Source organism: Paraburkholderia sp. NPDC080076, from assembly GCF_050281145.1.
In the GTDB taxonomy this organism is placed as follows: Bacteria; Pseudomonadota; Gammaproteobacteria; order Burkholderiales; family Burkholderiaceae; genus Paraburkholderia.
The window spans coordinates 232,993-247,395 of the sequence record NZ_JBNNWQ010000003.1 but is presented as its reverse complement, the minus strand read 5'-3'; the positions used below and the strand labels follow the sequence as shown (position 1 = coordinate 247,395).

Sequence of the window (14,403 nt, the reverse complement as noted above, 5' to 3'; positions counted from 1 at the left end):
CGCTATCTATGTCATCCGCTACCCGATTTCCTCCCAGAACGATCCGTCTTGCCGCGTATGTGCTCATACTCGGCGTCGCTGTACTGGCGGCCTGCCTTTGGCTATTCACCGGCTCGACCAGCGAGACCACCAATGATGCCTATGTGACGGCCGATTTCACGCTGGTCGCGCCGCGTGTCGCGGGCCAGCTTTCCGAGGTGCTCGTCGAAGACAACCAGCAGGTGAAAGCCGGGCAACTGCTGGTACGCATCGACGACCGCGACTTCCACGCCGCACTGATGAGTGCACAGGCGGACGTGGCGGCGGCGAAGGCATCGGTCGCGAACTACGAGGCCGAGATTGCGCGGCAGCCCGCGCTCGTCGATCAGGCGCGTGCCACGCTTCGCGCGGATGACGCGACGCTCGAGTTTGCGCGCGCGAACGCCTCGCGCTACCGCAATCTCTCGGAAACCGGCGCGGGCACGACGCAGGAGCAGCAGCACGCCGCGAGCGCGCTGGCCGAGGAACTCGCGCAGCAGGCCCGCAACCGGGCCGCACTCGTGGCGACCGAGCAGAACCTCGACGTGTTGAAGACCCAGCGCGACAAGGCGGCCGGCGCTTTGGCGCACGCCGAAGCCGCGCTCGAACAGGCGAAGCTCAACCTGTCGTATACGGAGATCCGCGCGCCCGTCGACGGCAAGGTTGGACGGCGTTCGGCACGGGTCGGCGCATTCGTGACGACCGGCGCGCCGCTGCTCGCGATCGTGCCGCTGTCGGACGCCTATATCGTCGCCAACTTCCAGGAAAACCAGCTCGCCCGGATGCGGCCCGGCGACGCTGTTCGGATCAAGGTCGACAGTTTTCCGGGCGAAGTGATCCGGGGACACGTCGATAGTCTTGCCCCCGCCACAGGTGTGAGCTTCGCGCCTATCGCGCCCGATAACGCAACGGGCAACTTCACGAAGGTCGTCCAGCGCGTGCCGGTCAAGATCACGATCGACCACGGACAACAGGCCGCGTCCGCTTTGAGCGTGGGCCTGTCCGTCGAAACGGAGGTCGCCGTCGGCAAGCGTGCCGATATGCGCATCGCGGGAGCGGACGCGAAATGAATGCGAGCGACTTCTCCCTCCGCACACCGGCGCTCGCGTTGCTGCTGAGCTCCCTGCTCACGGGCTGCCTGGTCGGCCCGAACTTCGAACGTCCGCAGACGGCCACGCCCGACGTGTTCAACCGCACCCAGACCGCGCAGGCTTCGAGCAAAGCGGTCGAATCCGAATTCAGTCCGCAATGGTGGACGCTCTTCAACGATCCCGTGCTGGACTCGCTGGAGAACCAGCTGAGCGATGCGAATCTCGACGTCGCGGCCGCGTCGGCGCGCCTGCGGCAAAGCCGGGCGGAACAGCGCATTGCCGGTGCCGAAGAATATCCGACGCTGGCCGGCGCCGCCTCCTATAACCGCGAGCGCGGAAGTCCGAACGGCATCCTGTCGCTGCTTGGCGTCACCCCGACGGGAAGTCAGCCGCAGTCGGCATCGGGCAGCGCACCGCTTGGCGTGGCGCCATTGCCGGGCGCCAAAGGCTCGCCCGCTTACGATCTCTACCAGTTCGGCTTCGATGCATCATGGGAGCTCGATTTCTGGGGTCGCGCCCGACGCGGTGTCGAGGCCGCTTCGGCGCTCGCCGATGCATCGTACGAGGACCGCAACGCGATCCTGTTGTCCGCCCGCGCCGAACTCGCCCGCGACTACATCCAGTTGCGCGACACGCAAGCGCTGCTGCAGATCGCGAAACAGAACCTGGAGATCGCGCACGACGCCACGAAGCTCACGCAAACGCGGGTGCATGAAGGCGTCACCACGGAGCTGGATGTAGCCAACGCGATGGCCCAGGCGGAGTCGATCGAAAGCCTGATCCCGACGCTCGAATCGCGCAACGAGACCACCATCAATGCGATTGGCGTGCTACTGGCGAAGGAACCTGGCGCATTAAGACAGATGCTCGCCGAGCCGCACGATGTACCGGCACTGCCTGATCAGGTGCCCATTGGCGTGCCGTCGGAACTGGTGCAGCGCAGACCCGACATCAGGAAAGCGGAGGCTCAACTGCACGCGGCCACCGCGACGATCGGCATGGCGAAGGCCGACTTCTATCCACGCATCTCGCTGAACGGTAGCGCCGGGTTCCAGAGCCTGCAGCTCTCGAATCTCGCCGACTGGGCGTCCGGGCAGTTTGTCGTGGGACCGTCGATCACGCTGCCTATCTTCGAAGGCGGACGCCTCAAGGGCACGCTTCATCTGCGCGAGGCACAGCAGCAGGAGGCGGCGATTGTCTACAAGCACACCGTGCTTCAGGCATGGCGCGAGGTGGACGATGCGCTCGTCGTCTATGACGCGGAACAGCGGCGGCGTGATCGCCTGAAAACGGTCGTGAGCCTGAACCAGCGTGCGCTGTCGATTGCGCGGCAAAGGTACAAGGCCGGTGCGGTCGATTTTCTCGACGTGCTGAACGTGCAGAAACAGTTGCTCGATGCGCAGAGCAACCTCGAACAAAGCAAGGCCGACGCCGACGCGAACCTCATCACGTTGTGCAAGGTGCTCGGCGGCGGGTGGGAGTCAACGTATGCCAGACAGGACAGTCCACATTGACGTGGCATGCTATTGCGTGTGATTGTGCGCTGACCATGAGCTGACGTTGTAGGCGCGCTCTCGTGATTCAGGAGGAAGCATGGCTCGATTGCTCTCGGTGAATGTCGGACTACCGCGCGACATTGACTGGAAAGGCCGCACGGTCCACACGGGAATCTGGAAGGAGCCGGCGCACGCGCGTTGTTGGGCCGGCCGCCTGAATCTGACCGGCGACGGTCAGGGTGATCTGGCTGGGCACGGCGGCGAGCAGCGAGCCGTGTTCGTCTACCAGATCGAGTCCTATCGCCATTGGCAGGCGCAACTGAAGCGTAGCGACTTCGTCTACGGACAGTTCGGCGAGAACTTCACGATCGAAGGCATGCCGGACTCCGACGTGTGCATCGGCGACCGCTATCGGATCGGCACGGCCTTGTTCGAGGTGACGCAACCTCGCGTGACCTGCTATCGCGTCGGCATTCGGACGAACGAGCCCCGCATGCCTGCGTTGCTGACATCCAGCGGACGGCCAGGTTTCTATTTGCGCGTCCTGCAGGAGGGTGCCGTCGGCGCCGGCGACGACATCGTGAAAGTCGGCGAGGCAATAGAGCGCATGAGCGTCGCCGAGATCAACGCGCTCCTGTATTCCCCTCATCATCCGCGCGATCGGCTGGAGCAGGCCTTGCGCATCGAGGCACTGTCGCCCGGCTGGCGTGGGTCGTTCGAGGCGCTGTTGCGCGACCAGACAAGGGGTGCAGCGAGCGGGAATGCAGGCCTTGCACCCGCCGCTGCCGCGCATCCGGTTGCCCCCGGGTTTCGGCCACTCACGGTGACGGCGATTGAACCGGCGTGCGCCGATGTGCTCTCGCTGACGTTGCAAAGCGCGAACGGTCAACCGCTGCAAACGGCGCTGCCCGGTCAGTACGTGGTGTTGCGTCTGCCACGGCCCGCCGGCGGCCCGCCACTCTTTCGCAGCTACTCGCTTTCGGGCGAAGCATCGACCGAGCGCTATCGGATCAGCGTCAAGGTCGAGCCGCATGGGGCAGCGGGAACCTACCTGCAAGCGCACGTCCGTATAGGCGATGCAATCGACGTCAGCGCGCCGCGCGGCGCCTTTGTTCTGCAGCCCGGAGACGGTCCGCTTGTGCTTCTCAGCGCGGGAATCGGCGTGACGCCGGTTCTTGCCATGCTGCATGCGCTGGCCGCGGCGGGCTCGACGCGGCAGGTGTGGTGGCTTCACGGCGCTCGCGACCGGCAACACCATGCGTTCGCGGACGAAGCCCGCGCTCTGGTGCACAAACTGACGTACGGGCGCAGCTATGTCTGCTACAGCCGGCCGGATGCGAGCGAGCGCATCGGCGAGAATTTCGATGCGCTCGGCCACCTCTCGCGGACAGCGCTCGACGAGGCAGGCGTGCCGCAAGGCGCGGATTTCTACCTCTGCGGCCCGACGCGCTTCATGGCGGACATGAAAATGGTGCTCGCTGCGCTGAGCGTCGCGCCGGAACGGATTCACGCTGAAATCTTTAGCGGCGGTGAGACTTTGACACCGGGTATCGTCGGCACTTCGGCGCGCGCGCCGCACCAGCCGACCGAGGATGCCGACACCGGGCCGCTCGTTTCATTTGCCCGCAGCGGCGTCGCGGCGCACTGGAATGCGGCGCTGTATCCGAACATTCTGGAGCTGGCCGAAGCGTGTGACGTGCCGGTTCGATGGTCGTGTCGAACCGGTGTTTGTCACAACTGTGAAAGCGGACTGGTTTCGGGGACGGTGAACTATAGTCCCGAGCCGCTCGACATGCCCGCGCAAGGGAACGTGCTGGTCTGCTGTTCCCAGCCGGCTGGTGACGTCGTCATTGATTTGTGAGCACGAACCTGTCCGCCTCTTTCGAGGCGAACAGCTTTTTCACGAGCGCTGCCCTTGAAGATCGGTCACGGCCTGAACTCGGAGAGATCCGGCCGCAAGTGCAGCGTCAACGCCACGCATATCAGACCGAAGCCGACGCGCGGGGCGACGATCGCAACCAGCATGGCTGACGTGAACCCCGCAAGGACGATCAGCGATCGGTATCTCGCTGTACGCCGCATACGCGCGGACACCATGCTGGCATCCGCCTGAGTCAATACCTGATGTTCGAAAACGTTGTACGCCGCGTCGATACATATAAACAGACCTGCGTAAAACATCACGGACGACGACGCGAGCTGGGTCGTTGCTACCCACGCGGTCGCAAACGGCAACAGCGAGACCAGGAAGAGATGAACGAAGTTGACCCATATCATGCCCAGCGTCGGCGGACCGACGAACCGCATCAGGTGATGGTGATTGATCCAGATGATCGCGACGAAAAGATAGCTCACCGCGTAGCTGAGGGCGATCGGCCATAGAGGCAACAGCGCCGAGAACGAATGCTCCTCCGGTGCCTTGAGCTCCAGCACCATGATGGTCACGATCACTGCGAAGACGCCGTCTGAAAAAGCAGCTAGACGTTCGGCGGTTGCTTTTGCTTCACGCATGGCGGGCTCCCTGGGATAAGCAAGAAGTCATTTCAACAGCAACGGCCGCGCTCGGGCAGTCAAGACAGCATACAAACCAAAACATGCGACATAAGCAGGACCGTGGCCGCCAGGGCGGGCACGGTCCTCATATTCGCAGAACGACCAACGTCCAGCGGTTCGGAGCATCGATCGATATCGATCCGGCCGCTTAGTGCCCGGAAAGCAGAACGTTGGCGATGACCCCTGTCGCGATGGCAGCGAGTACGTAGTCCCCGTTCACGCCCACCCACTGATACCCGCGCGGCGGCGCTTGCAGTCCATGCCCGTGCCAGTCGTCGACGACGTAATTATGATCGCGGTACTCCGCCGGAAGCCGCTCGCCCTTGTGCCAGTCGTTATGAGGAATGGGACCACCGGGACCTCCGCGCGACGCGTCGTGCGGAGCACGCCCGTGACCCTTTCCATGTGGAGCCCCGTGACCAGGGTTTGGCTTGTTGTGCGAAGACGGGCCATTGCCGTGGTCATCGTGGTGCGGCTGCGCGAAAGCGGCCACCGACGTGCCAAGTAACGAAGCGATCAAAAGCGGTGCGATGATTCTCGACTTCATGTCTGTGTCCCAGAGAGGATGGCGGGAGATCGGTTCAACACGCGGTTTGGTGCGCGAAGGGGCGTCTGACAGACTGGCTATTGAGCGGCCATGGGCCTGCTCCCCAGCCGCGCCGCGTGCGACGGCAAGCCTGGCAAAATGCGATGTAAGTGTATGTTAAATAGTGTTTGGGCGTCACGCGTAATAAAAACGACACAAGCCTCAATAGCCGACGCCGGCGACCGTTTTTTCAACGAGTCCCACATTTGCATTAACATCGTCACACTGAACGTATTGAACGCAACGTGTCGCGACCAGAAATGCTGGTTTGATATTCCACCGTGAAGAGGGAGACGATCGTGGCTGATGAGAAGATGCTGGCGCAAGTTTGTGAGAAACAGGGATTTTTTGCCGCCCTGGACCAGAGCGGCGGCTCGACCCCTGGCGCATTGCGGCTTTATGGCATTCCGGAGAGCGCCTACAGCAATGACGCCGAGATGTTCAAGCTGATACACGAGATGCGCGTGCGCATCATCACGGCACCCGCCTTTACGGGGGAGAAGATCATCGGGGCCATCCTGTTCGAAGCGACCATGGACGGACAGGCGCAGGGGAAACCCGTTCCGACCTTCCTGTGGGAGGAGCGCGGCGTCGTGCCGTTCCTGAAGGTCGATAAGGGCCTGGAAGCCGAAGCCGACGGTGTCCAGTTGATGAAGCCGATTCCCGGCCTGGACGATCTGCTCGCCAGGGCCGCGAAGCTCGGTATCTGCGGCACCAAGATGCGCTCGGTCATCAACCAGAATTCGCCAGCCGGGATCGCTGCGATTGCCAGGCAACAGTTCGAGTTGGCCGCTCAGATCGACGCGCACGGTCTCATGCCGATCCTCGAGCCCGAGATTTCGATCAAGAGTCCGGACAAGCCGGGGGCGGAAGCCACCCTCCTCGCGGAACTGACCAAAGGCCTCGATGCGTTGCCGGATAGCCGTCAAGTGATGCTCAAGCTGACCATACCGGACGTAGCGGACTTCTATCGTCCGCTGATCGAGCATCCGCGTGTCGCACGTGTAGTCGCGCTTTCCGGCGGCTACACGCGAGCCGACGCGTGCAAACGGCTCGCGTCGAATCACGGCATGATCGCCAGCTTCTCACGGGCTTTGATCAACGAGCTCAAGGCATCGATGAGCGACAGTGAATTCAACACGACGCTCGAGAAATCCGTCGACGAGATCTATCAGGCCTCCGTCGTCAAGGTTTGAAGCGGCTTTCAGGAGACCGCGCCTGGCGAATCGAGGCCCTGGTTCGCCGAACGGGAACGGGCTGCTTTGTCCGGCTTCATGGCCGGACAAAGCGCGCGGCCTGATGCTCCTCGAATTCTTCCTCGCACATTCGCGTAAAGCGCGCCATGGCCCAACCACCGCTATCGATCCAACTTCGGCCTCTCGCCGCGACACGGCGAACGCTGCATCCTGCTTATTTTGGCGAGCAGCTTCGGACCGTCTTTTTACACTAATATCGGGGCGCTGGCGTCCGCTCCGGATGGCCAGCGTGCCGCCAGTTCCGGAACCCCGAAGATGAACCGTTTGCCGCCGCTGCGCGCCCTCCAGGCATTCGATGCCGTGGTTCGCAACAAGAATGTCGTCGCCGCCGCCGAATCACTGCACGTGACGCCCGGAGCAGTCAGTCAACAGATCCGCCAACTCGAAGAATTCCTCGGCGTCGCGCTGTTCGACCGCGAAAGCACCGGCCTGCGCCCCACCGCGCTCGGCCAGCTCTACCACGAGCACGTGGCCCGCGGCTTCGAATGCTTTCATGCCGCGCACACGGCCCTGGAAGCGGCGCAGCATGGTCCTCACCTGACACTCAGCACGTTCCCTTCGGTTGCAACGCATTGGTTTGCGTCGCGGCTGGATAAGTGGCACACGCTATCACCCGGCGTGCGCGTCCACGTGGAGGCCACGGATCGCGAGCCGAAGCGCGGCGAAAGCAATTGGGATGTCCGTATGACGTACGGAACGCCGCCCGCGGACGGAGCCCACTACCGCCTCCTGTTCACCGACCGGGTGACACCGGTGTGCTCGCCGTCACTGCTGCGGGCGGACCACCCGATCGAGCAGCCCGCGGATTTGCTGCACTACCCGCTTGTCCATGTCGAGTGGGGCTGGAACGAGAGGTCGCCGCCGACCTGGGGCGACTGGTTGCGCGCAGCCGGCGTCCCTGTGCCAGACACACTGGCTCCGTTGACCTACTCGCTTTCGGGCATGGCCGTCGATGCGACGCTGCGCGGCAGAGGCGTGTCGCTCGGTCAGGGACTTTTCACTGCCGATAGCCTGACGCAGGGACTGCTGATCGCACCCTTCAGGATCTCGCTGCCCATGCCGTATCCGTACTACCTGGTGTGGCAATCCGGCGCGCTCGAGGCGCCGGACGCACGGCAATTCCTCGACTGGCTGACCGAGGAAGCCGCGCAGACGCAACGCGACATTAACGCGATATTTGGTTGACCCTTCATCATTCCGGACCCCGAGCGCACCGCTCGTGTTTTAGAAAAACTATAGAGGCTCCGCAGATTAAATGGTTTGTCGGCGTCTATGCGCCACCCTATGCTCGAAAGCGAATCCATGCGCATCAGTCATCGCTGTTTGCCGCTGCGTGCCTGCCGCATGGTTTCAGCTAACCAGCCAAATCATAGGGATCACGCATGAACATGAACACAGGGCACGATAGCCTGCGGGCTCGCCCAAAGCACATTAGCGAAGTGCTGCTCGGCGATGACGACATATCGATCGAGGAATTTATCGCGGTCGCAAAACATGGTGCGAAGGTCCGCTTCTCGCAGAAATATTGCGAGCGCGTGTCGCGCTCGCGCATGCTGGTCGAACGGTTTCTCGAGGAAAATCGCCTCGTCTACGGCGTCACTACCGGATTCGGCGACAACTCCACCCGCGTGATCCGGCCGGAAGAGGCCGAAGATCTGCAACGCAATATCGTGCGCTCGCACGCGGTCTCGGTGGGCGCCCCGCTGCCGCACGAGGTCGTCCGCGCGACTCAGCTCATGATCCTGAACAGCCTTGGAAAAGGCTATTCCGGTGTCACGCTCGACTTACTGCAGCAGATTGCGGAATTGCTCAATCACGGCATCACGCCGGTAGCGCCTGGTGACGGCTCGGTCGGCTACCTCGGACCCGAAGCGCACATGGCCCTCGTCCTGATTGGCGAAGGCGAGGCAACCTATGGCGATGAACGGATGAGCGGTCTGGAAGCGCTGCAGAAAGCCGGCCTGAAACCTCATACCCTGCGTTGCAAGGAGGGGCTCGCGCTGGTCAACGGCACGACCTCGGTGACCGCAATCGGCATGCTCGCGCTGCATAACGCGCTGGAAGCGTCCAAGGTCGCCGACATTGCCGCTGCCATGTCCCTGCAGCCGCTCAAGGGCACAACACGCTCGCTCGACGCGCGCTACCACTCGGTCAAGAAACACCGGGACCAGTCCAACGCGGCCGACAATCTGCGACGAATTCTCGCCGGCAGCGCATTGACCGAACGCTTTGTCGATTACCGCTTGCAGGATACCTACAGTCTGCGCGCCATGGCGCAAGTCCATGGCGCCTCGAAGCGAGCCATCAATGATGCGCGCGAGGCCATTCTCGACGAGGTCGGTTCTTGCGGCGACAACCCCGTCATCTATCCCCACGAGGGCGACGGCCTCGCCATTTCAGGCGCGAATTTCGATGGCACGTTCGTTGGCATCGCGAGCGACCTCCTCTGCATCGCGATGACCAATCTCGCCAAAATCTCCGAACGCCGGACCGACCGGCTGGTGAACCCGCACTTCAGCGAACTGCCGGCGTTCCTCGCGCCGCGCCCCGGTCTGAATAGCGGCTACATGATCGTTCAGTACACCGCCGCGGGCCTGCTCGGAGAAATGCGTATCCTGTCTCATCCTGCGAGCGTGGATAGCGTCTCGACGAGCGGCAATCAGGAAGACCCCGTGAGCTTTGCGTATCTTGCCGCGCGCAAGGCTTACGAGACGTCGCAGAAACTCCAGCATGTCCTCGCGATCGAACTGATGGTGGCGACCCAGGCTCTGGATTTCTTCGACCCGGCAGACGCCTCGCCTGCCACGGCAGCGGTCTACGCCCGGATCAGGCAGAAGGTGCCCAAGGTGGAGGACGATCGCTTCTTCCACCCGGACATGGTGCACATTCACGAACTGGTCACGCGGGGCGATCTGCTGAGCGTCGTCGAGAACATCACCGGCGCACTGCACGAATAACTGCTCCACTAATGGCAAACGAGCCGTCGATTCCAGGGATATCGACGGCTCGTTAAAAACCAGTCAAGCCAAACTGCGTCTCGACCATAAATTCAGGTTCAGGGCGTGACGTCCGTTTTGAACCACTTCTGACTGAGCGTGTGCACCGTCCCGTCAGCAAGCGCCGCGGCAATTGCCTGATCGAACATGGCTTTCAGGTCCGTGTCGGCTTTGCGCAAACCGAGCGCTTCACCGTCCCCCCAGATTGGACCGCCGATCTTCGGACCGGTGAATCCCAACGTCGCGTTGGCGGGTTTCGACAAGGCGGACGCATAGTAGGATGCGTCGTCGAACGCCACGTCGATACGTCCCGCGATCAGATCGATGTCGTGTTCCGGAGCGTTCTTGTATTCGCGAATGCTCGCAATATCCTTGAAGTTCTCGTTGATGAATTTGCTATAGACCGTCCCCGTGACGATCCCGATCGATTTGCCCTTCAAGCTGACGCGCAGCAGGTCGACGGCCGGCCTGTCAACTGCCGGATTGCCGGTCAGCTTGATGGGTACGGCGCCCGGCGGCAGCTTCGGCAGCACGCCCGACCCGACCGAGACAAAAGCGGCTGGCGTATTTGCATATGGCTTTGAAAAGGTGATCGCCTTCTTACGTTCGTCACTGATCGACAGGGCATCCATGATCACGTCGAATTTGCCGGAGTTCAACCCGGGAATCAACCCGTCCCAGTCTTGCGCGATCAGTTTGCACTGGACGCGCATACGCGTGCAGAGATTTTTCACAAGCTCCGGTTCGAAGCCATCCAGCGTGCCGTCCGGACGTGTCAGATTCCACGGTTCATAGCTGCCCTCGAGGGCAATGGTGACGGTCTTCCACTCCTTCGCGTAGCTGGTTGAAGAAAACGCGACGGCCATGACGGACGCCGCGCAAGCCACTGCCTTTACAACGTCCCGACGACTGAGGTTCATTTGAAGTCTCCCTGCCTATGGATTTGAATGCAAATACCCGTGCCGCTCACGCCAACTCGTCAAGCACCAACACGGATGAATTCGACCTCGATACGCACGGCAGGAAGCACGTCCCGGCCGCGCGTTCGTCATCGGTCAGATAGGTGTCGCGATGATCGGGCTCGCCCGCGAGAACGCGCATCATGCAAGTCCCGCACACGCCCACTTCGCACGACGATGGCAGGTCGAATCCCGCCTCGCGCAGAGACGCCAGCACGGTCTTGCCTGGCGGGACGGGTATTGCGTCGCTCCTGCCTTCGAGCCGTACCGAAAACTCGCGTTCGTCGCCGGCAACCGGCACCGCAGGGCCGAACGACTCCTGATGCACGAACGGTTCGCCCAGCATGTCGCGGGCAAGGCCTACCGTCATCTCCATGAAGGCGGGCGGTCCGCAAACATAGAGATGCGTGTTGGGCAACGCGGCTGACAGCAGACCGGCAATACACTCGCGAGTCGCGGCTGGCGATAGGCCGACGTGGATACGAGCGTGGTCCGCAAGAGGTAATCGTCCGAACTCCGTACGGAATACGACAGACGCGTCGCTGCGAGCAAAATAGGCGAGCGTGTACCGCTTTTGCGATGCCGCGAGCGCGTAGGCCATCGAGAGAATCGGCGTGACGCCGATTCCGCCGGCAATCAAAAGGTGCTGATCTGCCGTGTCGCTCAAGGCAAACGCGTTGCGCGGCGTCCCGATTCGCATGCGCGTGCCGACCTGCGCGGCGCTATGCAGCCATGCGGATCCGCCGCGGGACGCGGGTTCGCGTTTGACGGCGATGCGGTACTCCGGTGCGCTGGCGTCGGCGCCGCACAACGAGTACTGGCGCACCCGTCCATTCGGAAGATGAACATCGATATGCGAGCCGGGCGCGTACGCCGGCAACGCCGCACCGTCTGTACGGGCTAGCCGGAACACACGGATGTCGTCAGCCGCCGCGCTGACGTCAATGATGCGCACTTCAATCGTATCTGTACCGGCGCTCATCGCAGTATCTCCAGGGAAGTCACGAAACGACCTGTTGCGGCGCATGTTCGGCTTCGATCATCTTTTGCAGCATGCGGCGAAAACGCAGCGGCGCAGCGTCGGTTTCAATGTCCGTATTAGGCGTTCGCTTGTTCGTCATGCCGTCATCGACCGCGGACAGCACGACCAGATCCTCATCGAATGCGCTGATGAAATCGTCGGTGAGCGCGCGGTCTGTCACTGCGCAATCGGGCCGGAAGTTGCGCACCTGAAACCAGAAGTAGCGACAGGTATGCCCGGTCACCGGCGTAACGAAGTTATATGAGTCGAGGAGGAACACGTCCGGATGCAATTGCCCCTGCGGCGCGCCAGAATTCGCCGGTGCAATGATGTCGCGAATAATCGCGTGCGACGGATAGCGCACTTCATAATGCTGCAGCCGGTCGGCGTGTCCGGCGAAGTTCACATACGGGCGGAAGAACGGCGCGAGTTCGCAATCCAGCATCCACCGCGAGGCGAGCACGCCGTTATCGAGGACCGTCATCCTGACTGGTACATCCGCGGTGGCGACGTTACCCAGCGAAGTCTTGTGGACATACGTGACGTGAGACGGATCGAGCAGGTTATCCGTCATGTACTGATAGCCGCAGTTGACGTCCATCGCAGGACCGAGATTGATGCCCCACGCCGGATCGTCGTAGTGCGCAACGGTCAGTATTTCGTCCGGATCAGCCAGCTCGGGGTTGCCCGTCCAGATCCAGACCAATCCGTAGCGTTCGGCTACCGGATAGCGTCTCACGCAGGCCTTCGGTGGAATCCTCGCAAGACCTGGTGCATGCACGCAAACGCCGTCGGGACTGAACTCCAGTCCGTGATAACCACAGCGCAGGTTGTCGCCCGTCACCTCGCCCATCGAAAGAGGCAGCTTGCGATGCGGGCACGCATCTTCAAGCGCGATCACCGCATGCTCCAAACCGCGATAGAGTACGACCGGCTCCTCCAGAATGATTCGCCTCACCGGCTTGTCTTCGATCTCGTCGCTCCAGGCAGCGACATACCACGCGTTCCGCAAATACATTCCCTGCCCCCTTTCGTGTTCAATCAATCGTCCAGTGGGCAAAGAATAGGAACAACAGCAGCAGATCATCAAACGATTTGAACTACAGCCGAGGCTTAGTTTTTCTAAAGACACTCGCGAGGGCACTTCAATTCGCTTCGTGCAACGCTTCCCGGCATGATGCTAAGTACTCTTAATATGTAAGGAGTTTCCCGAGGATTGACCGCTTCCGGATCAAAACCGCTTGCGGCAGATGTTTTAATTGTGCAGACTTGTCTATACAAATTTTGTCGCGCAAGTCACTAAGGGACCAGTCATGAAATCACGTGCTGCAGTTGCATTCGGTCCAGGACAACCCCTGGAAATCGTCGAGATCGATGTTGCGCCGCCGAAGAAAGGCGAAGTGCTGGTAAAGATCTCCCATACGGGCGTATGCCACACGGACGCCTTCACGCTCTCGGGCGACGACCCCGAAGGCCTGTTCCCCTGCGTGCTCGGCCATGAAGGCGCAGGCGTTGTCGTGGAAATCGGCGAAGGCGTCACGTCGGTCCAGCCCGGCGACCACGTGATCCCGCTTTACACCGCGGAGTGCGGCGAATGCCTGTTCTGCAAGTCGGGCAAGACAAACCTGTGCGTCGCCGTACGCGCCACCCAAGGCAAAGGCGTGATGCCGGACGGTACCACCCGCTTCTCCTACAACGGCCAGCCGATCTATCACTACATGGGTTGCTCGACGTTCAGCGAGTACACCGTGGTCGCCGAAGTCTCCGTTGCAAAGATCAATCCGGCTGCGAATCACGAACAGGTCTGCCTGCTGGGTTGCGGCGTCACAACGGGTATCGGCGCCGTGCACAATACCGCGAAGGTGCAGCCTGGCGACAGCGTCGCCGTGTTCGGACTCGGCGGCATCGGGCTCGCTGTCATTCAGGGGGCTCGCCAGGCCAAGGCCGGCCGGATCATCGCAATCGACACCAACCCTTCGAAGTTCGAGCTGGCGAAAGTCTTCGGCGCCACGGATTGCGTGAATCCGAAAGACCATGAAAAGCCGATCGAGCAGGTCATCGTCGAGATGACCGGTTGGGGCGTCGACCATTCATTCGAATGCATCGGCAACGTCAATATCATGCGTGCGGCGCTCGAGTGCGCACACCGCGGCTGGGGACAGTCCGTCGTCATAGGTGTTGCGGGGGCCGGTCAGGAAATCTCGACACGCCCGTTCCAACTGGTGACGGGCCGCACATGGAAAGGCACAGCATTTGGTGGCGTGAAGGGCCGCTCACAACTGCCGGGCATGGTGGAAGACGCCATGCGAGGCGATATTCAGCTTGCCCCGTTCGTCACGCACAGATTGCCGCTTGATCAGATTAACGAAGCATTCGATCTGATGCACGACGGCAAATCGATTCGCACGGTGATCAACTACTAGGACA

The 14,403-nt window shown here is 61.8% G+C and carries 12 protein-coding genes; 7 read left to right on the top strand and 5 right to left on the bottom strand.

Annotated features, from left to right (window positions below):
• Positions 1 to 8 precede the first annotated feature (8 nt).
• From ACQKRQ_RS13405 to ACQKRQ_RS13395, 3 genes are all read left to right on the top strand, one after another.
• Complete coding sequence (locus tag ACQKRQ_RS13405; RefSeq protein WP_408176636.1) at positions 9 to 1,088, top strand: HlyD family secretion protein; 1,080 nt, start codon at positions 9 to 11, stop codon at positions 1,086 to 1,088.
• A complete protein-coding gene (locus ACQKRQ_RS13400; protein WP_427477448.1) occupies positions 1,085 to 2,623 on the top strand; it encodes an efflux transporter outer membrane subunit in 1,539 nt (512 codons plus the stop codon). The genes ACQKRQ_RS13405 and ACQKRQ_RS13400 overlap by 4 nt, the downstream gene beginning before the upstream one ends.
• Positions 2,624 to 2,702: 79 nt before the next feature.
• Complete coding sequence (locus tag ACQKRQ_RS13395; protein ID WP_427477446.1) at positions 2,703 to 4,466, top strand: MOSC domain-containing protein; 1,764 nt, start codon at positions 2,703 to 2,705, stop codon at positions 4,464 to 4,466.
• A 65-nt stretch (positions 4,467 to 4,531) separates the two neighbouring features.
• Here ACQKRQ_RS13395 and ACQKRQ_RS13390 read toward each other — a convergent pair whose 3' ends face one another.
• Both ACQKRQ_RS13390 and ACQKRQ_RS13385 read right to left on the bottom strand, forming a co-directional pair.
• On the bottom strand, positions 4,532 to 5,116 hold the full coding sequence (locus ACQKRQ_RS13390; protein WP_408176632.1) for a TMEM175 family protein: 585 nt from the start codon (positions 5,114 to 5,116) through the stop codon (positions 4,532 to 4,534).
• Positions 5,117 to 5,306: 190 nt separating this feature from the next.
• The gene (locus ACQKRQ_RS13385) at positions 5,307 to 5,705 is read right to left on the bottom strand and encodes an RcnB family protein (RefSeq protein WP_427477444.1); all 399 of its coding nucleotides are present in this window, start codon (positions 5,703 to 5,705) and stop codon (positions 5,307 to 5,309) included.
• Between the two features lie 338 nt (positions 5,706 to 6,043).
• On the opposite strand from ACQKRQ_RS13385, the gene ACQKRQ_RS13380 reads away from it, so the two are divergent.
• The 3 genes from ACQKRQ_RS13380 (at position 6,044) to hutH (ending at position 9,957) form a co-directional block, all read left to right on the top strand.
• On the top strand, positions 6,044 to 6,940 hold the full coding sequence (locus ACQKRQ_RS13380) for a fructose bisphosphate aldolase (RefSeq protein ID WP_427477443.1): 897 nt from the start codon (positions 6,044 to 6,046) through the stop codon (positions 6,938 to 6,940).
• Positions 6,941 to 7,255: 315 nt separating this feature from the next.
• Positions 7,256 to 8,185, top strand: coding sequence for a LysR substrate-binding domain-containing protein (locus ACQKRQ_RS13375; RefSeq protein WP_427477441.1), 930 nt, complete (start codon positions 7,256 to 7,258; stop codon positions 8,183 to 8,185).
• 197 nt (positions 8,186 to 8,382) lie between these two features.
• The gene (gene hutH / locus ACQKRQ_RS13370) at positions 8,383 to 9,957 is read left to right on the top strand and encodes a histidine ammonia-lyase (RefSeq protein WP_427477439.1); all 1,575 of its coding nucleotides are present in this window, start codon (positions 8,383 to 8,385) and stop codon (positions 9,955 to 9,957) included.
• Positions 9,958 to 10,055: 98 nt separating this feature from the next.
• Here the strand turns inward: hutH and ACQKRQ_RS13365 are convergent, their stop codons facing one another.
• The 3 genes from ACQKRQ_RS13365 to ACQKRQ_RS13355 form a co-directional block, all read right to left on the bottom strand.
• Positions 10,056 to 10,862: a transporter substrate-binding domain-containing protein gene (locus tag ACQKRQ_RS13365; RefSeq protein WP_427478319.1), complete on the bottom strand. Its 807-nt coding sequence runs from the start codon at positions 10,860 to 10,862 to the stop codon at positions 10,056 to 10,058.
• Positions 10,863 to 10,962: 100 nt separating this feature from the next.
• Positions 10,963 to 11,937 carry a PDR/VanB family oxidoreductase gene (locus ACQKRQ_RS13360; RefSeq protein WP_427477437.1) on the bottom strand — a complete coding sequence of 325 codons (975 nt, stop codon included), beginning with the start codon at positions 11,935 to 11,937 and terminating at the stop codon, positions 10,963 to 10,965.
• 19 nt (positions 11,938 to 11,956) lie between these two features.
• The gene (locus tag ACQKRQ_RS13355; RefSeq protein WP_427477436.1) at positions 11,957 to 12,994 is read right to left on the bottom strand and encodes a Rieske 2Fe-2S domain-containing protein; all 1,038 of its coding nucleotides are present in this window, start codon (positions 12,992 to 12,994) and stop codon (positions 11,957 to 11,959) included.
• A 295-nt stretch (positions 12,995 to 13,289) separates the two neighbouring features.
• On the opposite strand from ACQKRQ_RS13355, the gene ACQKRQ_RS13350 reads away from it, so the two are divergent.
• On the top strand, positions 13,290 to 14,399 hold the full coding sequence (locus tag ACQKRQ_RS13350) for an S-(hydroxymethyl)glutathione dehydrogenase/class III alcohol dehydrogenase (protein ID WP_427477434.1): 1,110 nt from the start codon (positions 13,290 to 13,292) through the stop codon (positions 14,397 to 14,399).
• The last annotated feature ends 4 nt before the right edge of the window (positions 14,400 to 14,403 follow it).